At 48.2% G+C, this 22,492-nt stretch carries 16 protein-coding genes; 14 read left to right on the top strand and 2 right to left on the bottom strand.

All coding sequences use genetic code 11. From position 1 onward, the window contains the following. Nucleotides 1–3 precede the first annotated feature (3 nt). A complete protein-coding gene (locus tag CIK89_RS00325) occupies nucleotides 4–1,251 on the top strand; it encodes an ABC transporter permease (RefSeq protein WP_094389445.1) in 1,248 nt (415 codons plus the stop codon). Nucleotides 1,252–1,298: 47 nt separating this feature from the next. Here CIK89_RS00325 and CIK89_RS00320 read toward each other — a convergent pair whose 3' ends face one another. After that, nucleotides 1,299–2,003, bottom strand: coding sequence for a tRNA1(Val) (adenine(37)-N6)-methyltransferase (locus CIK89_RS00320; protein ID WP_094389444.1), 705 nt, complete (start codon nucleotides 2,001–2,003; stop codon nucleotides 1,299–1,301). 245 nt (nucleotides 2,004–2,248) lie between these two features. Between CIK89_RS00320 and CIK89_RS00315 the strand changes: the two genes are divergently transcribed. The 13 genes from CIK89_RS00315 (at nucleotide 2,249) to CIK89_RS00250 (ending at nucleotide 20,384) form a co-directional block, all read left to right on the top strand. After that, a complete protein-coding gene (locus CIK89_RS00315) occupies nucleotides 2,249–4,228 on the top strand; it encodes an alpha-L-arabinofuranosidase C-terminal domain-containing protein (RefSeq protein WP_094389466.1) in 1,980 nt (659 codons plus the stop codon). A 32-nt stretch (nucleotides 4,229–4,260) separates the two neighbouring features. Beyond that, a complete protein-coding gene (locus tag CIK89_RS00310; protein WP_094389443.1) occupies nucleotides 4,261–5,298 on the top strand; it encodes an alcohol dehydrogenase in 1,038 nt (345 codons plus the stop codon). A 35-nt stretch (nucleotides 5,299–5,333) separates the two neighbouring features. Next, nucleotides 5,334–5,804, top strand: a complete 471-nt coding sequence (locus CIK89_RS00305) for a PaaI family thioesterase (protein WP_094389465.1) — start codon at nucleotides 5,334–5,336, stop codon at nucleotides 5,802–5,804. Between the two features lie 59 nt (nucleotides 5,805–5,863). Next, nucleotides 5,864–7,975, top strand: coding sequence for a prolyl oligopeptidase family protein (locus CIK89_RS00300; RefSeq protein WP_094389442.1), 2,112 nt, complete (start codon nucleotides 5,864–5,866; stop codon nucleotides 7,973–7,975). 572 nt (nucleotides 7,976–8,547) lie between these two features. Continuing rightward, on the top strand, nucleotides 8,548–9,465 hold the full coding sequence (locus CIK89_RS00290) for a fimbrillin family protein (RefSeq protein ID WP_094389440.1): 918 nt from the start codon (nucleotides 8,548–8,550) through the stop codon (nucleotides 9,463–9,465). Nucleotides 9,466–9,548: 83 nt separating this feature from the next. Next, nucleotides 9,549–13,055, top strand: coding sequence for a fimbrillin family protein (locus tag CIK89_RS00285; RefSeq protein ID WP_094389439.1), 3,507 nt, complete (start codon nucleotides 9,549–9,551; stop codon nucleotides 13,053–13,055). Nucleotides 13,056–13,103: 48 nt separating this feature from the next. Further along, nucleotides 13,104–14,000: a fimbrillin family protein gene (locus CIK89_RS00280; RefSeq protein ID WP_094389438.1), complete on the top strand. Its 897-nt coding sequence runs from the start codon at nucleotides 13,104–13,106 to the stop codon at nucleotides 13,998–14,000. A gap of 56 nt (nucleotides 14,001–14,056) precedes the next feature. Further along, complete coding sequence (locus CIK89_RS00275; RefSeq protein ID WP_094389437.1) at nucleotides 14,057–15,118, top strand: hypothetical protein; 1,062 nt, start codon at nucleotides 14,057–14,059, stop codon at nucleotides 15,116–15,118. Nucleotide 15,119: 1 nt separating this feature from the next. Further along, entirely contained in the window at nucleotides 15,120–16,115 is a 996-nt protein-coding gene (locus CIK89_RS00270; protein WP_094389436.1) for a hypothetical protein, read from the top strand. Nucleotides 16,116–16,118: 3 nt separating this feature from the next. After that, on the top strand, nucleotides 16,119–17,765 hold the full coding sequence (locus tag CIK89_RS00265; protein ID WP_094389435.1) for a leucine-rich repeat domain-containing protein: 1,647 nt from the start codon (nucleotides 16,119–16,121) through the stop codon (nucleotides 17,763–17,765). 35 nt (nucleotides 17,766–17,800) lie between these two features. After that, on the top strand, nucleotides 17,801–18,370 hold the full coding sequence (locus CIK89_RS00260; RefSeq protein WP_094389434.1) for a hypothetical protein: 570 nt from the start codon (nucleotides 17,801–17,803) through the stop codon (nucleotides 18,368–18,370). Nucleotides 18,371–18,406: 36 nt separating this feature from the next. Further along, nucleotides 18,407–19,375 carry a serine/threonine-protein kinase gene (locus CIK89_RS00255; protein WP_094389433.1) on the top strand — a complete coding sequence of 323 codons (969 nt, stop codon included), beginning with the start codon at nucleotides 18,407–18,409 and terminating at the stop codon, nucleotides 19,373–19,375. A 241-nt stretch (nucleotides 19,376–19,616) separates the two neighbouring features. After that, a complete protein-coding gene (locus CIK89_RS00250; RefSeq protein ID WP_094389432.1) occupies nucleotides 19,617–20,384 on the top strand; it encodes a LytTR family DNA-binding domain-containing protein in 768 nt (255 codons plus the stop codon). Nucleotides 20,385–22,160: 1,776 nt separating this feature from the next. Here CIK89_RS00250 and CIK89_RS00240 read toward each other — a convergent pair. Beyond that, nucleotides 22,161–22,492, bottom strand: a 332-nt coding sequence (locus tag CIK89_RS00240; RefSeq protein WP_144007309.1) for a transposase, incomplete at its 5' end; no start/stop codon positions are given.

Here is a 22,492-nt window from a genome sequence, read left to right as displayed (position 1 = left end):
ACCATGAATTTCCCACTTTTCATAGCAAAACGCATCTATAGCGACAAAGGCGACCGCCGTAAAGTGAGCCGCCCAGCTATTCGTATTGCCATGATAGGCATCGCCATCGGTTTAGCGGTTATGATTGTCACGGTTTCGGTAGTGTTGGGATTCAAACACACCATTCGCGACAAAGTGGTGGGCTTCGGCAGCCATATCCGAGTGGAAAATTTCTTATCATCACAGTCTCCCATGCCCGCCCCAATCTGCATTGATGACTCGTTGGCAAATGCCATCAAGCACATACCGGGCGTCAAACATGTAGAACGTTATGCTTTGAGCCAAGGCATTCTCAAGACTGACGCAGATTTCATGGGTATTGCGCTCAAGGGCGTCGGAAGCGATTACGATGTCACATTTCTCAACAGCAACCTTACTGCTGGCACCCTGCCCAAATTCTCCAGCGAAAAGAGCAGTTACCAACTGGTCATATCGCAACAGATGGCCAACAAGCTCAATTTGAAGGTCAACGACCGCATCACCGCCTATTTCATCAGCTATGATAATGTACGCGCCAGAAAGTTTACCATTGCTGCCATCTATGCCTCTAATATGAGCCAGTTTGATGAAGTCATGTGCTTCACAGATCTCCCCACAGCCGTTCGTCTCAATAATTGGGAGAAAGACCAATGTAGTGGCGCAGAACTGCTTGTTGAGGATTTTAACAATCTCAACGCAACTGCCGACCGCGTCGTACAGCGCATCAACCGCCATACCGACCATTATGGTGAAATCCTCACCTCCCACACCATCTACGAATCGTATCCACAAATCTTTTCCTGGCTTTCATTGCTCGACATGAACGTATGGGTTATTCTGATACTCATGGTGTGCGTTGCATGCTTCACGATGATAAGCGGTCTGCTCATCATCATCCTCGAACGCACACAGATGATAGGCCTATTGAAAGCACTTGGAGCTCAGACAAAATCTATTCGCTATACCTTCCTGTGGTTTGCTGTCTTCATCGTGGGACAAGGCATGTTGTGGGGAAATATTCTGGGCATAGGCCTTGTCGTACTCCAACAAAAGACTGGTTTCGTCACACTTGACCCTGCCAACTATTATGTCAGCGAAGCTCCCATGGAATTAAACATCCCGTTAATAGTAGCTCTTAATGCTGCCACGCTATTGGTTACTATGGTCGTACTTTTAATACCTACCGTACTCATATCACGCATCCATCCGGCACGTTCCATGCGCTACGAGTAAGCCTTTGCATCATTTCTATTTCCCGTTTCTACAACAGTTACTTGACGCTATAGATAGAAATCTCCGGTCAATCGACGATAGGTTTCATCGCCCAACACCATTTCTTCAGACTCCATCCGTCTTGGCTTCTTCGTATAAGACAACAATACACGACGAGGCGGTTTCCGATCGGTGGTACGAAACATACAGATTCTGTGGGGGAACAGTCCGACTAAAATAGCAGCTTCGTCCATTAGCGACTTAACCTCAACAGGAATCACAACAGATATTTCCCCTTCTTCCGCCATAAGCCTCTCAGCCGACGCCATCAGTTCGGAAAAGGTCAACGTTTCCGCGTGTCGTGCCACAGTACGCTTATTATCTGGACATTGTAGCGAGTTGATAAAAAACGGCGGATTACATACAATAGCGTCATAAAGCGGTAAGGTCTGAGCATCATGAACGCAGCGATGAATAGGTTGCCATTCCTGCACTTTTGCTCTTGCAACGATGATGCGGTCGCTAAAGGGCGACTGCTCCACATTACGATGTGCTGTTTCAAAAGCATCATGGTCAATGTCAATGGCATCAATCTCGGCAGCAGGAAAACGCTGTGCCATCATCAAGGCAATGAGACCTGTGCCACATCCCACATCGAGGATACGATGACCTCCATTGGCCCAAGAACCAAGCAGAACACCATCGGTTCCAACCTTCATGGCGCAACCTTCTTGTACGACATCAAACTGACGAAAACTAAATCTGTCTTTCATAACGTTCTTGCTTTATAACGTTGCAAAATTACGAAAATCCATCGATAACACCATCATATTGACCTTAATTTAATACGCTCGCTGCTCGCTTATTCGTACCTCTGCAACGTAGTTGCGAAGGTACTTTCGCTCGAAAACGAAAAGAAATGCGAGCATTTCTTTTGCATTTTGCTCGCTTATTCGTACCTTTACACCTTAAAACAAGTACTAACGAATACTAACGAAACACTAACAACACTATGACTATGAATTTGAAAATGGTGGCGACCACAATGGTGGCTTTGACCTTTGCCTGTAACACACAGGCACTATCACATGTGCTGCAGGTAAACACCAAGAAAACTGTGGCTCCCATACAATCCACCATGTACGGACTTTTCTTTGAAGACATCAACTATGCTGCCGACGGTGGACTCTATGGCGAACTCGTCAAAAACCGATCCTTCGAGTTTCCACAGCCACTCATGGGGTGGCAGACCTTCGGTCATGTCACTGTGGAAAACGACGGGCCTTTCGAACGTTGCCCACACTACGTCACACTCGCCTATCCCGGACACCGCGAGCGCCGGTCAGGACTCGTCAACGAGGGATATTTCGGCATCGGAGTGCTGAAAGGCGAAGACTACCGCTTCTCCGTATGGGCAAAAGCGCCCAACGGGGAGGCGCGTATCAAAGTGCAACTCATCGATGAAGGTACGCTTGAGGAACGACAGGATTTCGCCACGGCACATATCGACATCAACTCCAATGGATGGAAGCGCTATGAGGTGAAGATTCATTCACCCAAAACCGACAACAAAGCGCGACTGCGCATCTTCCTGGAAGGTCAGCAACCCGTGTCGCTCGAACATATCAGCCTCTTCCCCGTTAACACTTTCCGCAACAGGACCAACGGTATGCGACGCGACCTTGGACAGGCACTTTCCGATATTCATCCGGGGGTATTCCGATTCCCTGGCGGATGTATCGTTGAGGGCGAAGAACTTGCCAACCGCTATCAATGGAAGAATACCATCGGTCCCGTGGAAAACCGTCCGCTGAACCGCAACAGATGGGAGTTTACCTTTGAACATCGTTACTATCCCGACTATTTCCAAAGTGGCGGTCTGGGATTCTTCGAGTATTTCCAACTCTCTGAAGATATTGGTGCCGAACCATTACCTGTACTCAATGTGGGCATGGCGTGCCAGTATCAAAACTGGAACGATGCCAATGCCCACCAGCCTGTTGACCAACTCGATCCCTATATCCAGGATGCACTCGATCTCATAGAGTTTGCCAATGGCGACACAACCACCACATGGGGTCGCCAACGCGCAGAAATGGGCCATCCTGAACCATTCAACCTAAAGTTCATCGGAATAGGCAACGAGCAATGGGACTCAATGTATTACGAGCGCTTAAAACCATTTGTAACTGCCATCCGTAAGCACTATCCCAACATCAAGATAGTAGGTTCAAGCGGTCCCTATCCAGAGGGTGGAGAGTTTGACCGAGGTTGGGCAGAAATGCGTCGCCAGAAAACCGATTTGGTGGATGAGCATTACTACCGCGACGAACAATGGTTCCTTCACAACGGACTGCGCTATGAGACCTACGACCGTCGTGGTCCTAAGGTCTTTGCGGGTGAATACGCTTGCCATGGAAAAGGAAAGAAATGGAACCACTACGAAACGTCACTCTATGAGGCAGCCTTCATGACCGATCTCGAGCGAAATGCCGACATCGTTCACATGGCCACCTACGCTCCCCTCTTCGCCCATATTGAAGGATGGCAGTGGCGCCCTGACATGATTTGGTACGACAATACGCGCATGTTTAAGACCACGAGTTATTACGTCCAGCAGATGTATGCCACACACAAAGGCACGCATGCGTTGCGCCTTACGATGAACGGCAAACCGGTGGCAGGACAAGACGGACAGGATGGTCTTTTCGCCAGTGCTGTTGCTGACAAAGCCAAGCACACCATTATCGTGAAGGTCATCAACACCAGCAATCAGCCCCAACCGGTCAGCATCCGCTTGCAAGACAGAAAATCAGCCAATGACGTGCATACGCTGACACTCTGCCACACCGAGATGGACGAAGAGAACACCCTCGACAATCCCGACCTCATCTGTCCTGTTGCAGGCAAACTCGCTGCAAAAGCCGTCAAGGGTTCCGTCATCATCGACGACATCATACCAGCCAAGAGTTTCCGACTCTACGAAACTGCAGAATAACACAGCATACCCCTCAATAGCAATCAGACGATATGAAAGCATTTACCTATATTGAAAAAGGCAAGTTTGCCATGACCGACAAGCCACGCCCTACAATCCAATCCCCCACCGATGCCATCGTGCGCGTCACCCTGGGCAGCATCTGTACCAGCGACCTGCACATCAAGCATGGTAGCGTACCCCGTGCCGTACCAGGCATAACCGTGGGCCACGAGATGGTGGGCATTGTAGAAGAGACGGGAAGCGAGGTAAAGGGTGTCTGCGTCGGCGACCGCGTGACGGTCAATGTAGAAACCTTCTGCGGTGACTGCTTTTATTGTCGTCACGGTTATGTCAACAACTGCACCTCGCCCCACGGCGGATGGGCATTAGGCTGTCGCATTGACGGTGGACAGGCAGAATACGTGCGTGTTCCACTGGCGTCACAAGGCCTCAACCGCATCCCCGACAGTGTGACCGACGACCAAGCGCTGTTTGTTGGCGACATCCTCGCCACAGGCTTCTGGGCGGCACGCATCAGCGAGATAAGTCCCGACGACACCGTCCTCATCATCGGAGCAGGTCCCACGGGAATATGCACCCTACTCTGCGTCATGCTCAAGCATCCGAAGAATATCATCGTCTGTGAACAGTCGGAAGAACGACGCCGGTTCATCCGCAACAACTATCCCGATGTGTTGGTCACCACCCCCGAGGAGTGTTGCGACTTCACAGCCGCCCACAGCCTTCATGGAGGCGCCGACCGCGTGTTGGAAGTGGCAGGAGGTCCCGACACCTTCCAACTGGCTTGGCAGTGTGCCCGTCCCAATGCCATAGTCACCATTGTGGCACTCTACGATAAGCCGCAACTGCTGCCGTTACCCGACATGTATGGCAAGAACCTCACCTTCAAAACAGGCGGTGTGGATGGTTGCGACTGTGCCGAGGTGCTCCAACTGATCGCACAAGGCAAGATAGACACCACCCCGCTCATCACCCACCGTTTCCCGCTCAGCCGCATCGAAGAGGCTTATCGCATCTTCGAAAACAAGGAAGACAACGTCATCAAGATTGCCATTTATAACGATTAGAAGCAAGATTAAAAAACAACACAGATAACATGGACATGAAGAAAATCACAAATCCTTGGACCGGATTAAAAGGTTACAACTGCATCGGTTGCGCCCCCGACAACCCCTTCGGTCTTCACCTCTGCTTTTACGAAGACGGAGACGATATCGTCAGCAAATGGCACCCGTCTGCCAACTACCAAGGGTGGCTCAATACGTTGCACGGCGGCATCCAGGCATTACTTCTCGATGAGGTGTGCGGATGGGTCGTCACTCGCAAATTGCAAACGGCAGGTGTTACCTCAAAGATGGAGACACACTATAAGCACCCCGTATCAACCAACGATTCAGAGGTGACCGTGCGAGCCCATATCCGCGAGCAGAAGCGAAATATCATCATCATCGATGCCACACTCGCCGACTCTTCTGGCAAAATATGCACAGAAGCCACATGTACCTATTTTGCATTTCCGAGAGAAAAAGCCGAAAGAGACATGCACTTCAAACCCTGCGAAGTGGAGGAATGAAAATCCACCGCTGAGCACGTTTAGAAAAACATATCCGGGAACAACAAAACGAAACAACTATGATAAAACAGATTCTTTGCGCAGCGGCACTCTCTTTGACTGCCGCTGCCGTTTATGCACAACAGCTGCATTATCCTACGCCACCTACCGACAATACCATCGACGAGTATTTCGGAGTGAAGGTGTCTGACCCCTATCGCCCACTCGAAAACGACACCAGCGCAGCAACGGCAGCATGGGTCAAAGCAGAAAACGCAGTGACCAATGCCTATCTGGCCAAGATTCCACAGCGCGCCAAATATCTTAAACGGTTGCGCCAGGTTGTCAACTACGAGAAAGTCTATGCCCCATTCAAGAAGAATGGCAAATGGTACGTTTATCGCAACAACGGACTGCAAAACCAGTCGGTGCTCTATCAGATGGACCAGTTGGGTGGTGAACAGCGCGTCTTTCTCGATCCAAACAGTCTCAGCACCGACGGAACCGTTGCGGTAAAGGGCATTTCCTTCTCCAACGACGGACGCTATTTTGCCTACGTCATTTCGCGTAGCGGCAGCGACTGGGAAGAAATCTATGTCAAGGATGTGGCAACCGGAAAACTCCTTGACGACCATATCGTATGGGCAAAATTCACCAATGCCACATGGCGAGGCGACGGTTTCTATTACAGTGCCTACGATGCACCTGAGAAGGGCCTTGAGACCTCAGCGAAGAACGAGGTACAGAAAGTTTATTACCACCGCATCGGCACCCCTCAGAGCGATGATGTGCTGTTCTATCAAAACCCGGCACAACCCCTGCGCTTCTACGGTGTAGGACTCAACGACGAGGAGACGCTGATGTTTCTTACCGAGTCTGGCATGGACCAAGGCTACAACCTCTATGTGCGCGACCTCCGTGTGGCAGACTCGCAGTTTATCCAGATGACAGCAGACGCCAGTAAGACCTATTCGCCTGTAGAGATGATCGGCGATTCCATCTATATCCTCACCAACCAAGGTGCTCCACGCTACCGTTTGATGGTGGCTGACGTGCGTAAACCCGGCATGACCGACTGGCATGAAGTGGTAGGTGAGCAAGACGGTGTGCTTCAGGATGTGCTTTTTCTGCCCGCTGACCGCATGATTCTTACCTACTCTAAAGACAACTGTACCGAGGCATGGCTCTATTCTGTCAAGGGAGAGCGTCTCAGCCGCATTGAGTTGCCAACCTTTGGTAGCGCCTCATTCAGCGGCAGCCGCAAACAGGACGAGTGCTTCTTCAGTTTCACCTCCTATACCGTTCCTACCACCATCTATCGTTTCGATCCTGCCACAGGCAAGAGTCAGGTAGAAAGTCAGCCCAAGGTCAACGTCCGTCTTAACGACTATACCACAGAGATGGTGTTCTGTACCAGCAAGGACGGCACCAAGGTGCCTCTGTTCCTCACCTACCGTAAAGGTCTCAAGCGCAATGGCAAGAATCCTGTCATGCTCTATGGCTATGGAGGTTTCAACATTTGCTATCCCCCATCGTTCTCACCCATGCGCATTCCCTTCTTGGAGAATGGCGGCATCTATGCCTATGCAGCGCTCCGTGGTGGCGGTGAGTATGGTGAGTCATGGCATTTGGCAGGTACAAAACTGCAGAAGCAGAATGTGTTTGACGATTTCATCTCAGCAGCCGAGTGGCTCATCAGCGAGAAATATACCGATTCCAACCATCTTGCCATCTATGGCGGTAGCAATGGAGGCTTGCTGGTAGGAGCTTGTATGAATCAGCGTCCCGACCTCTACCGTGTCTGCATCCCAGCAGTGGGAGTGATGGATATGCTGCGCTATCATAAGTTCACCATCGGTTGGAACTGGGCTCCCGATTACGGTACGAGTGCCGACAGTCCTGAGATGTTTGAGTATCTCAAGGGCTATTCCCCCCTCCATACTTTGAAGCCAGGTGTGAGCTATCCTTCCACTCTTGTCACGACAGCCGACCATGACGACCGTGTTGTTCCTGCCCATTCGTTCAAGTTTGCAGCCCGTCTGCAGGAGTGTCAGAGTGGCAAGTCGCCTGTATTGATTCGTATCGACAGCAAGGCAGGACATGGCAGTGGAAAGCCTCTTGCCAAACAGATGGAAGAGCAGGCAGACATCTTCGGTTTCTTGCTTCATGAAATGGGCGTGAAGATGAAGTAACGTCTGGTTACCGCATCTATCCTGCGGTGATTATTTTTGAAACATTCAACTCTGAAGGTGGAGATTGGATTTCATCCTTCGTTTTCTCGCCATGGCAGACCTCGAACGAGTTCGGGTCTGCTCATCTGGCTTAACGAAAACATTCTTTGAGTGCCATAATCAGGTAGATTTAATAACAATATATTATCACTTTCCTAACATTGTGTATGGATAAAAATCGTACATTTCCGACATCATAAGAGCAAAACCAATGTCAATTCCAAGCGTTACAGTTTGACAGTTGACAGTTTCCGAAAACGATTTTTTTTGCGTTACAGTTACAGTATTACAGTTTTGAAAAGCAAAATCGTACATACACAGCAATGCTTTCACGGATTTAACAGTTGGCAAGTGGAACTGGAACCAGTTCCCCAGTTTCCGCTCCCCTAAAAACATGTTGTTTAACACCTTTTCCATATATGAACCATTATGAACTTGTATAATACCACTTCTTTTCCTACCTTTGCAAAGTAAATGAAACTAGCTGTTCCAGATACACCTATGAAAAAGTAATCATATAAAACGAAGAAATCATGAAACAGAAGAAGTATTTAGCAATCGTAGGGAACATGCTCCTCGCATTAACCGCATGTTCCGGTGGAGGTTCAGAATTAGGCCCTACACCTAGTCCACCCCCTTCAGCAAAAGTACCTATCAACATCAGCACTTCGATAACCCGTGCTACTGATTTGGCTTTTGAAACGGGAGACCAGATAGGATTGTTTGTTGTCAACCATCAAGCCGATGGCTCTGCCGCAACACTTCAAACGACAGGTAACTATATAGACAACACGAAATTTACTTATGATGGAACCTGGAAGGCTGCAACTCCAACCTACTGGAAAGACAACAGCACCCACGCCGATTTCTACATTTATTATCCATATACAGCCACTATCAGCAACATAGAGGCGATGCCTTGGACCGTAAATGCTGACCAGAGCACAACGGAAAAATACAAGGCTAGCGAACTTCTGATAGGCAAGACTACAGATGCGGCTCCTACAGAAAGCGCCGTGAAGATAGAAGCCAAGCACGTGTTGAGCCAGATAATCATCAACCTCGTGGCAGGAAACGGATTTACAGAGGCTTCGCTTGCTGCAGCCAAGATTAGCGTAAAGATCAACTGTCTGAAGACACAGGCTACAGCCAATCTTTCTACAGGTGCCGTAACAGCCCAGGGTGATGATACAAACCTCATTCCGCTCAAGGAAGAAGGCAACAGCTACATGGCGCTCATCATTCCGCAAGCCGTAGGCGATGGAAATCTCATTACCGTAAATGTTGACGGCAGAGATTTCAATCTCCCTAAGTCATCCCAGTTTTCCGCTTTCGAGGCTGGCAAGAAGTATAAGTTTACCGTTACGCTCAGCAAGACCAGCAACGGCGTGAATGTAAATATCAGCAAGTGGGAAGACGACGGTATTGACTATGGCGGAACAGCTGAATAACAGAACAGACGATTTTCTATCTAGAAATAATACGAGATGATCTTTCTGACTGAGAAAGGCCATCTACCCAAAAAGAATTATTTATGAAAAAAGTAAAACATTCCTTATTATATCTGCTTGCGGCAGGAGCCATGCTCCTGACGGGCTGTAGCGAAGACTTCTTCGGCGACAAGACCGAGCAGCACGACAGCAACCGCATCCGGCTTTCGGGCGATATCGACCAGCTTGCCGTAACCCGCGTCAACGACAACGGTTTCTGCAACGGCGACGTGATGGGCGTTTACATCGTAGATTACGAGGGAAACAAGCCTGGAACCCTGAAGGTAAACGGCAACCGTGGCGATAATGTGCGCCACACTTTCGATGAGCCTAACTATAAGTGGAACTCCGCTTATGACCTTTTCTGGAAAGACAAGCATACGCATATTGATGTGTATGGTTACTATCCGTTTGCCAACCCAGAGAGCATCGAAGATTATCAGTTTGAAGTTCAGAAAGACCAGAGCAAGGCTACCGAGAATGGCGAAATGGGTGGCTACGAAGCGAGCGATTTTCTCTGGGGTAAGGTGTCAGATGTGGCTCCTACCACCAGCGTAATCCGTTTGCCTATGGCGCATCGCATGTCTAATGCCCGTGTTACCCTGATCCAGGGTTCCGGTTTTGCCGAGGGCGAATGGGCGAATCTGGAGAAGATAGTTCTGACAGCCAACGTAGCCCGCAAGGCAAGCATCAACCTTTCTACTGGCGAAATCAAGACTGCAGGTGCTGTAGAGAACACCATGACCATCCCATCTCGTACTAACGACGAGTGGCGCACCATCGTGGTTCCTCAAACCGTGGCAGCCGGCACAACCCTCTTCAGCATCACCATCGGCGGCGTACCTTATAAATTCGTTAAGAACGAGGCACTTACCTACGTGGCAGGCAAGATGATGAACTTCGGCATCAAGGTAGATAAGCAGGCAGGAAGCGGCGCTTATAAACTTACTTTGATAAGCGAAAGCATTACTCCTTGGGAGAATGATTTGGTAAGTCATGATGCAACGGCGAAGGAGTATATTGTCATCAACTCTACTCCTGGAGGTTTGAAGAATGCCATTACTGCGGCTAATAAGGACTATACCAAGATTAAGAATCTGAAGATTACGGGTGAAATTAGTGCACAGGATTTCTATTTTATGAGAGATTCTATGGAGAATCTTGCGGCATTGAATTTAAAGGAAGTAATTATTAGAGGTGGAGAACAGAGATTGACAGGTGGAGCTCAAGGAATGTATCCACATAATGATTATGAAATTCCATATGAAGCATTACGAGGCAAGAAATCTTTAAATCTTCTTGTTCTTCCTGACAAATTGACTAAAATAGGAATTGCTGCATTTGCAGACGACCAAAATATAACGGGTTCTCTGATTATTCCAGAAGGAGTTACGGAAATAGAAGTCGGTGCATTCTATGATTGCCGTTCTATGAATGGAACTCTTTCACTACCAAGTACACTCAAATATTTAGGACGAGGTATTGACCTTTGGTGGTATGGAGGTGTGTTCACGTATTGTGGTTTTACGAGTGAGCTCATATTGCCAAATAACCTTGAATGCATAGCGGGCAATAATACATTTGCTAATTGTGAAGGATTGTATGGAGAATTAAGACTGCCTGAAAAATTAAACGAGATTAGTGACGGTGCTTTTGCATATTGTAGAAACCTTATAGGTAGTATAACAATTCCTCAAGGGGTTCATAAGATTCCAAATATGGCTTTTGCATGTTGTAATAACTTAAATGGTACCTTGACTCTTCATGATGGTATAACAAGTATTGGAGAATCGGCATTTAGTGAAACAGGACTCAAAGGTGAACTTAAATTACCCAAAGACTTGACTGTCATTTCTCAGAATGCTTTTAACCAATGCGATTTTTCGGGAGAATTAGTCCTTCCAAAATCTATACGTTCTATTGGCAATACAGCATTTAGGGATAATTGGCGACTAATGGGTGTTGTTGATTTTCCAGAAGGAATGCAATCTATTGGAGAATACGCATTTTTCAATTGCAGAATGATTGAAGGACTCGTTTTCCCGGAATCGCTAGAAACTATCCGTAACAATGCCTTTGAAGGCTGTTATGGAATAACCAGTATTGTTAGTAAAAGCGAAATGCCTGCACATCTGTTAAATGGTGCTTTCGATGGCGTAGCCAAGGATAACTTCACTCTCGAAGTTCCTGAATCTGCCATTTCCCAGTATCAGGCAGCACCAGGCTGGAAAGATTTCAAGCGTATTGCAGCTCACCACGAGCTCGTTTGCCGACCATCTGTTGCCTGCGCCTTAAGCACGGAGCATAAGCAGAAACTGGTGATTAACGCCGAGGGCGAATGGGAAGTAGCCAGCAAGCCAGACTGGTGTGAGGTTTCTCCTGCCAGCGGCAACAAGAAAACAGAAGTTACTTTGACCATCAAGGGAATGGCTAAGAATGCTGACAGCCGTGATGGAAAGGTGGTATTCCGCCTGAAAGACAAAGACTATACCCACGAATGTAGCGTTTCGCAGTATGGTTATGAATATGGAGAGGACGAATGGATTACCCTACAGAAGGCTACCAAGGGCAATAATGGTGGAATCAACATCGTTCTGCTCGGCGACGGCTTTAGCGCAAAGGATATTGCCAGCGGAAAATATCTGAAGGATATCAAGCAGGAAGTGGAGTATTTCTTCGGTATTGAGCCTTACAAGACTTACCGTGATTACTTCAACGTCTATACCGCCATTCCGCTTTCTACGGAATCGGGCGTAGGAACCGTGAACACCATCCGCTACAACCGATTCAATACCACCTTTACCGGTGGCGTAGGATTAAAGGCAGATTATGACGAAGTATTCGATTATGCTCTGGGCGCTCCAACCGTCAACAAGGGCAATCTGAATCAGACGCTGATTATCATCGTTCCTAATTCTACCGATTACGGCGGCATCTGCCAGATGTGGGAAGACGGTTCGGCTATTGCCTTCTGTCCGCAGAGTACCTACGACTATCCACTCGATACCCGTGGCGTAATCCAGCATGAGGCAGGTGGACACGGATTCGGAAAGTTGGGCGATGAATACATTTATCACAACGCCTTCATCGACTTCTGCGACTGCACCTGCTGCGAACACGTTTTTGAATTCAAAGCAGCCAAGTCACTCGGCTGGTACGACAACCTGGAACTTACCGGCAAGATGCATAGCGTAGGCTGGAGTCATCTGATTTTCGACGACCGATATAGCGACATCGTAGACATCTACGAAGGAGGCTATATGCACAATCGAGGCGTCTTCCGTTCGGAGCCGAACTCCTGCATGAACAACGATATTCCTTACTACAGCACCATCAGCCGTGAGAGTATCGTGAAGCGCATCAAGGCTTATGCCGGAGAAACCTACAGTTTCGAAGACTTCGTGAAGAACGACAAGCGGGATGCGGGAATCGTACAAAGCCGTGCTTTCGGCGGCAATGGCGACCAACGCACATCCGGAACCTACCAGCATGCTCCAGTCTTCCATAAAGGCAGTCCGCTGAAAATGGCAAAGGTTAGAAAGCATCGCTAAGAGCGAGAGCAAGGTAAATCAGAATATGGACCATTAAAACAAAAAAAAATGAAGAAACATATAATAAAACACGCCAGTTTTGCGTTGGCTATATTAGGAATGGTTTCATGTAGCGAGGAGGTGGAAACAACCTCCCGCTTCAAGGATGCCCAATCTACGCCGATGACTTTTGCCGTAAACTATCCCGGCCAGAGCCGTGCCACGGCAACCAGTTTCGAGTCAAACGACAAGATAGGTCTCTACGTGGCAGAAAGCAAGGCTCCACTCGAAATAGGCGGCAATCTCGTGAACAACGAAGCGCTCACCTACGATGGCAGCAAATGGGAAGCCGCCCGCACCCTCTATTGGGACGAAGGCACCTACAACGCCTACGCTTACTACCCATACATACAGGGCGTAAGCAGCACGACAGACCAGCCTTTCAGCGTAGCCCTCGACCAGAGTTCCCCGAAGACGGCAACTGCACCCGGCGGTTACGAGGCAAGCGACCTGCTCTTTGCCACCAGCAAGGACATCCAGGCATCCAACTCCCCTATCAGCCTCAACTTCAAGCACATCATGAGCAAGCTCAAGATACGCCTGATCAAGGGCGAAGACTTTGAGGGAGACATGCCTACCCATGCCCAGGTAACCATCCACAGCACGGTACCTACAGCCACCATCGACCTTCAGGCAGGCGTGGCAACCCGTTATGTGAAAGGAACTCAACAGAGCATCATCGCCCATCAGGAGAGCGACTACATCTACTCGGCCATCATCGTGCCTCAACGCATCGAAAACCGAAGACCACTCATCGAAGTAGTAATGAAAGGTGTAAGTTATCTCTTCGAGAGCAGATTCTGGTTTAAACCCGGAACCGAACATCTTGTCAACTTCATTATTTCTGACAACCCAGACCAGGTGAAGATAGAGATAGGCGGCGAGATTCAGAACTGGGGGAAATAAATAAGAAAGCCTTTCTCCCGAAGGGCTATGAATGATAAGAATACAGAGAATTATAAATGAAGAAGACGGTATTGATATTATCCCTTCTAGCACTCCTTCTCGGAGGATGGGTGGCAGCCTTGTGGCTGCTGCCCTCTGCCGTTTATAAAGGCGACTGTCAGGAAATCCGATACGGAGTGAACGAAGGACTGGAACTTGTAGAACAGGACAACGGCGCGAAAGGCAAGCGATACGTGGTAGAAGATGCAGACGGTAACGAGCTGTTTACCATCCCTTTGCGTGGCTGTCTGCTAGACACCCGTTTCCGCAACGGGCAGCTCCGGTTCCGCGAGCAAAACTCTAAGAGAGAGGGATTTATCGACCGCCAGGGTATGGTAGTATTCACAGAAGACAGTAAATATGCGGTTCCGGAAGCCAACAGGCAGCAGGCGCAGATGCTGATGAACGGAGAGACGGAAGAAGGCACGAAGAGTGCGACTGATTACCAACCGGAAGAACAGGCAAGCAGGCAAGCGAAGGCATCAAAAGCAGGAAAGACCAGCCATCTTTCGCAGGTAGATCTCAAGACGATGGCGCAGTCGAATCCTTTCTACAAAGAAGCCTTGAAAATCATGCAGGGCAAACTCACAGAGACCGATGCCAGACGCCGCCACACCATCCTCAACTACTGCGAACATTTCCGCACAGCCTATACCACCAAGGATCTTGATTTTCTGAAACAGGTGTTTAGCGACAAGGCACTCATCATCGTAGGAAACGTGGTAAAACCTGTAGCCAACGACAACAAGTGTCAGGCTGAAGCAAAAGTAACCTACGCCATTCACTCGAAGAAAGACTATATTTCAAGACTGGCGAAGGTATTTACAGTCAACCAAAAGATAGACCTGAAATTCTCGGGATTCCGCATCATGCGCCATCCTACGATGGACGGCATTTACAGCGTCACCCTAAGACAACAATACAAGAGCGACCGCTACGCAGACGACGGCTATCTCTTTCTGATCTGGGATTTCCGCAACCCGTCCATGCCGCTCATCCACGTGCGTACCTGGCAACCGGCAGGAACCGTACATAGCGGAGACGATGTAATCAGTATACAAGACTTTAATTTAGAATAATATGATGGCAGTTAGGAGTGAGAAGTTAAGAGTTGGTGGTTTTAGACTCACGATACTCTTATTCATATTAAGCCTGTGGTCGGCATCCGTCCAGGCACAAGAGTTTTCGGTAGCAGGTTTCCGTCTGTTGCCCAACGACGTGAGTGCCTTTATCACCCCCGTGCGCGACCTCAACGATGACCCTTGTGCCCTGGTGAAGGTAGAAGCACCCTCCGACTTTGCCTTCTCCACCCCGCTCGGAATCGTATCGCGAAAAGATAAAGTGGGCGAAATCTGGCTCTATCTTCCTAAAGGCTCTAAACTGCTTACCATCAAGCATCCAGAATGGGGCGTGCTCCGCGATTACCGGTTCAGCGAACCGCTGGAAAACAGAATGACCTACGAGCTGAAACTGAAACTGCCCAAGCCTACTCCTATCATCCAGGAGAAGCACGACACCATCGTAGAGGTAAAGACGGTAATAGATACGATTGCCATCCCACAAGTACGTAAGAAGATGCCACTCGCCCTCTACACGCTCGCCACGCTATCCCTTCATGAAGACGGACCGTCCTATGGTCTCTTCTTCGCCCTGATGCGCCGCCACGGCTTCTTTATCCATGCCAGCAGCAACCTCAAGAGCATAGGCAGCACAGAGGGAACCTGCAACAAAGAAGGTTTAACGCCGGGCAGCAGCATCAAACCTTATTATACAGGCAGTACACGCCACCAGAACTACACCTTTACCGCTGGAGCCATCCACCACATCACGCATGGCTTCTGTCTCTTCGAAGGCGTAGGCTACGGCAAAGCCGCTACAGCCTGGCAACAGACCGAGAGCAGCGGAGGCGGATACCTGCTCAACGAAGACCTTACCCACAAAGGCTTCGCAGCCCAGCTGGGTGTGCTCGCCTCGTTCAACAGAGTGAGCATCGCAGCCTCAGCCATCACCATCGCCGGAAAACAATGGCAGGGCAGCATCGGCATAGGTATTAAAATAGGAAAACAAAAGAAGTAAGAAATGAACATAAAAAGCATATTACGCAACATCAGATTTCTTGCCCTCCTGATAGGAAACATGATGATGGCAGGGTGCAGCAATAGCGATAAGCCTGCCTATCTGGAGCCGCATCTGATAACCACAGAGGCGACCCATATCACCCGAACAGAGGCTACCCTCAACGGATCAGCTACCATAGAGGGAGAAACAGAAATGCCGAAACTTCTGTTCAGATACGGCACTTCGGAGAGCATGGACCTCAATACCAGCGAGGTTCATGCCCAGGGAGCTGACGTCTCGCTGGTTCTGACGGGGCTCAAAGCGGGCACTACCTATTATTATATGCTGCAGGGCAACAACGGCCGAATAACCACAACCAGCAACATGATGAGTTTCACCACCCTACCCAATATGAGTCCGAAACTTACATCGGCCACGCTCTTGAGCCACGGACCGATGAGCGCTTTCGTAAGTTACGAAATAACCGATGATGGCGGCGAACCGATGACCGAAACCGGATGCTACGTTTATCAGACCGGCGAGCCGGAGAACAAGCAGAAATACATCTTAGAAAACTTTGACGGAAAGGAGGGCAAGATCAAGTTGCGTATCGGAAATCTGGAGCAGAATGCCCACTACAAGTTCCAACCTTTCGCCCGGAATACGATAGGAGAAACCATTGGAACCGACATCAAGTATGATACGAGCGATGCCATTACGCTAAACGAAACAGGCGAACTGACCCTGCTGATGGGCAACCATCTTTACGATTATACCCAGCTGACCATAGCCGGAACCCTGAACGGCGAAGACCTCAGTTGTCTGAGATTGATGATGGGGCGCGACAATAATAATGCATCCACCCCAGGCAAGCTCTCAGATATAGTCCTTACCGACGTTCACCTCGCAGCAGGCGGAATGGTAGGTCCTTATCATCACGAAGCTGCAGAAAACCAGATTGTGCAAGGCACATTTGCCGGTTGCGAGAAGCTCACCCACGTAGTTCTCCCAGCCGATGCAACCACCATCGGGAAAGATGCGTTTGCCGATTGCACTTCGCTCCGCGAGATAGAGATTCCTGCCTCAGCAGACAGCATTCTCCCTTCCAGCGGATGCACGGCGCTCGAAGCCCTTACGGTTTCGTCTGCCAACGCAAACTACCAAAGTCTGGACGGCGTGCTGCTGAATGCAGAAGGCAACAAAATCGTCTGGTTTCCGATGGGCAAGAAGGGCAAATACACCCTTCCTTCCACCTTTACCTCCATTGGCGCCTACGCCTTCAAGGAATGCAGCATCGAGGTGTTTTATCTGTCAGACAACGTCAAAACATTAGGTCAAGGCGCCTTCATGGACAGCCAGATAAAGGAAATACATCTCGGGGCAGGCATCAAGCTGATTCCTACGGGCGTTTTCCAAGGCTGCAGGAAGCTCACGAAAGTATATCTGGGAGCAAAAACCGAACATATCAGCAACTACGCTTTCGATGAAAGTCCGCTTACCGACCTCTATGTTTCTGCTTCCATGATACCTTACTGCGAAGAAAACGCCTTCTCCAACAAGGTAACCAACCTCTTCACCACCTGCGTGGTCCACATTCCTGCAGGCATGAAAAAGGGGTATCAGAACCATAAGATATGGGGCAAATTCACCCATATCGTTGAAGAATAAAATTGTCGAACATTCATACTGTTAAAGAATAAATTATGACAACACCAGAAATAGAAGAGCTCAAATCGCTCGTAGAACAGAAATATGGCAAGATTCTTGCCACGACAACCGACTTCGAAGAGTTTTCACTCTATCTGGAGAAGAAAACATGTGGAACTATTTCTCCATCCACCCTCAAACGACTCTATGGATACGTGAGCGACAATCATAAGCCGCGCATGGTAACCCTCGATGTGCTTTCCCAATACATCGGGCATAAGAACTACATGGAATTTACCCATTGGCTCAAGACCAGCACCAAGTACAACAGTTCTTTCTTCAAGGCAAGCCAGCTGGTAAGTAGCGATTTACAAGAAGGTACTCTTGTTTCTATCGGTTGGAGTCCCAACCGTCTGCTGCAGCTCCGCTATCTGGGCGACAGCACCTATGAAATAGAGAAATCAGAGAACAGCAAACTGCAGCCTGGCGACCGCTTCGTAACAGGCTGTTTCATCAAGGAGCAGCCCCTCTTCCTGCCCTACATCGAGCGTGGCGGCGAGCGTACAGCCTCGTTCGTAGCCGGCAGAAACGGCGGACTTACCGTCATCAGCATCAACGAGAAATAAAATAACAGTAATCAAGAAAAAGAGGAATCCGTGAGCATGGAAGAAACTGAAGAAAAGAAGAAGAAAACGACATCGGGATTTACCGAGGATATCAGCAAGGAGATGAACAATTCAACCCCCTTGCCTGTGGAGGATGCATTCAGCAATCTCCACCAATGCTACGTGTCTATTTCGGGCCATACACGCATCTTTACAGCCACCAAATACGGCAAGCGTTTCATGTTGAAATGTCTCAAGAACGATTTTCTCTACACCCCTATTTACCGCCAGGCACTCGCCAAGGAGTTTGAAATAGGTCAGCAGCTGGAACATCCCAATATCTGCCGTACCATCGACCTGGAAAAGGTTGACAACCTAGGCACGGTAGTTGTGATGGAATATATTGACGGCGATAATCTGGAACAGCTCATCAAGAAGAATGCCCTCTCGGCAGAACTCGCCCGCAAGATAGCAGGACAGCTGATGGATGCACTGGAATACATGCACAACAAACAGATGATTCATCGCGATCTGAAGCCTTCCAACATCATGATTACACATAACGGACAGAACGTGAAGCTCATCGATTTCGGTCTCTCGGATAGCGATTCTTTCTGCGTATTGAAATCGCCAGCCGGAACTTCGGGCTATATTGCTCCCGAACAGATGTTGCCGGGAGCCAAGGCTGAACCGCGTGCCGATATTTATTCTCTGGGCATGGTTCTGGGCGACATGGCCAAGGCTACGGGCGATAAGGCGCTCAGCAAGATGGCAGAAATCTGTAGTTGCCGCGACCCGCAAAGCCGTCCGCAGAATATCGTCCAACTGCGCCAGCGCCTGTCCTGTACGCCCCGTTACCGCCACGCCTCCCTCCTGCTCTGTGCCCTCATCATCGCCCTACTGGCAGCCCTGGCCGGGAGCTATTATCACCTGGAGAAGAATGCCCAAGAACCTGCATCTTCGGCAAGCGACAGCATTCAGCCCAACGACAATAAGGTAATCGACTATCAGCTTTGGGGTAAATAAAGCAGGAACAGGCCCTGGGTTTGACATCCGTGCCTACAACAATACCAAGGCACGAATTGGTCTGAATATCATCCGCCACACTATGGCGATTATCAACGAAGAAAACAAAAACTCAAAGATCCGTTTCGATATTCATAATAATAATGGATGCAGCGCTATGCTTACGGTTCCGAGACACTTGAAAGCACTATAAAGTAAATATTTTACGAATTTAAACTATTATTCTACAAATTAGATACTTATGAAAACAATTATTATAGACAACGAGATTCTCTCCATCGAAACTTTGAGTCGCATGCTCTTGGAATATGACGATATCGAAGTTGTGGGTAGTGCCTGCAACACCATGGTGGCAGAAGGACTGATCAAGGCAGCTTCTCCTGACCTCGTCTTTCTTGATGTAGAACTGCCGGGCATGTCGGGAGTGGATTTCATCCGCGAGGTGAAGCGTCTGACGCAAGGACGCTGCCGGGTGGTGATGTACACCGGACATAAGGACTCGATGCTTTCTTCGTTTCGTAACGAGGCATTCGACTTTCTACTCAAACCCGTTGACCGCAACGAACTCTCGGCGATGATTCAGCGCTTACGCCTCCATATCGAATCCTCCAACCAGAAGGCGCCTGACAACAATCCTGCCGACATCAACAGTACTGTACGGCGCGACCGCGAAAAACTGATTTTCAATACCAACTTCTCTGACTTTCGAGTGGTTTCCATTGCCGACATCGGACTCTTTTACTACAATAGTGACCAGCGAATCTGGGAAGTCGTTGTGTCGGGATGTGAAGAACCCATACGCCTGAAACGTAACGTCAACTGTGAAACATTGCTCGCCCTCGACCCTTGTTTTGTACAGGTGAGCCAGCGCTTTGTCATCAATATCAACTGTTTGATGGAAGTGTGCGACAATGTCTGTCGCCTCTATCCACCCTTCGACCATATTAATAATGTCAAGGTGGCGCGGCTCTATCGCAAGAAACTCATCAGTCGGTTTAACACCATTTGAACCACTATTGCCGACAAAAAGAACTTGTCAGGGGGTCTATGTCATCATTCCTAAGCGTTACAAATAACAGATAACAGTTAACAGTTTCCAAAAACGAATTTTTTGCGATTCAGGCGTGACAATATAACAATATTACAGTTTTTGGAAAGCTAATCGCACATACACAGCAATGTTTTCACGGATTTAACAGTTGGCAAGTGGAACAGGAACCAGTCCCCCTGTTTCCAAATCTCGAAAAAATCAAATTCGTATAACTCATTGATGTAATACAATCAATTTAAATCATGTCCAAGATTTTTTCTTTGGACAGCAGTGAATCTTTACCTAAAATCTCTGACCAAAATGCGCTCGAGTACCTCGCTTCTGGAAAGAATTTTATTATGGATCGCCTACGGTTCGAATTTTTGGAGCAGCGAGAGCAGAGAATAAATCCAAAAATTTATTCTTTACCGAGTCGTGACAAAAATAACCTATAGGTAAATCTAAAACAAAATCTTTAGAATAATCTTCAACTAGAATCGTTTCCGTGTCCTCTGTGTGTTCCGTGGATAAGAAAAATTTCCGTGCGACATTACACCATTCACATATCTCAACACAACAAATAGCATACAAGGTAATTGTTTTATACATTTGACTACAAAATTCACTCGCCAACCAAGCAATTATCGTTCGCTTCTCGTTGACTTCTCGTTCGTTCCTCGTTCGTCTCTCGTTGTGCTTTCGTTCGTTATTCGTTAGCCGATCGAGGACATAACGAATACCGAACGAGAAAACAGCGAAAAAACAGCGAAATGACAACGAGAAGACGACGAGAACAAATCGAAACGGGGACGAGAAGCAAACAAAACAAACTACAGACCACAATCACCAACTATTATACCCGTTTTTGGCCATTTACATGGCGCGTGCTGCAAATCAACCCATCAGGCAGTACACCCTAAGCTCAAGACAAAACAAATGGCTGTAATAGTCTCTTTTTAACAACACAAAATCTGAAACTGCTCGCGCGCGAACCTATTAATACCTGGCGAAGCCCTTTACACCCTACCACATACTATCACCCCCTGAACCAAAACACAGCCTGGTCATTTTTACCCGTGTCATAACATACAGCCAAGACCGTCAGACACACATCTAAAAGCAACATAACAAACTGCATATCAAATATATACAGAAATAAAATACAGCTAACCAGTAAGAGTGGGACACCAATCTACAACAGTCCAAACAGATTTACAGACAAAATGCATCAAAAATGACACAAACATTTACAGAAAGTAGCATTTTCACTACCTATCACAGCAAAGGGCAGGAGTCTCCTGTGAGAGTCCAGCCCTTTTATGTGATTAGAAATAATGAAGTCTTGTGATCAGAAACCTATCAAGGCTTCACCTTGAGTTGTTTTTTAATAGAGATTGATTGTCTGTTGCATGAGTTTACTTATCTGCAATTCTTCTCGTCTTTAGTATCAGCGTTACTCGTTTATTGTTATTTTCCTGGATTGAAACGAGAAAAGCAAGTGTAAAATCGAGAATAACTCTTAATTGGCTTTCCCTCCGGCCGCCGAACATTACCGAAATCAGCAATCATGCTACATTTGTGTGCTCATCTTCATTAGAGGATGCGATAGTGGTGGGAACGTCAGCGATGATAGGAACGGAGCTTGATAGCATCGTGAATCAACACACGGATAAGTTCTGCAATCCCGTCGTGTTACTTAGAACAAAGTCCGTTGCCCGTGATTCATCCGAGATCCACTTCTGGCTCAGTAGATAATTAGTGGGGGTAAGCGTATATCATGGAAAGTCTGTAGAGAAAGAATTTCTCATCCCTAATTCCCCTTAGTGCTGCCCTGAAGGACTTGACTTTTGCGTTGAAAGACTCTGCTGCTGCGTTAGACGACCTGTTATTGTAGAAGTTGAGTATGTCATCATAGTGCTCGTAGAACGTAGCCGCAATAACGTTGAAGGAATGGAATCCTGCCTCTTCGACCTTGTTGTACCATTTGGCCATAGAGAGCCTGGCAGCATCCTTGATGGTGTTCTTGGCAAAGATCATCCTCAGTGAATGAGAGAGCGAATACGCCTTCTGCAGGTCAGGATATAGTT

The organism is Prevotella sp. P4-119 (assembly GCF_002251345.1).
Taxonomy (GTDB): Bacteria; Bacteroidota; Bacteroidia; order Bacteroidales; family Bacteroidaceae; genus Prevotella.
This window is presented reverse-complemented; position numbering and strand designations above follow the sequence as displayed.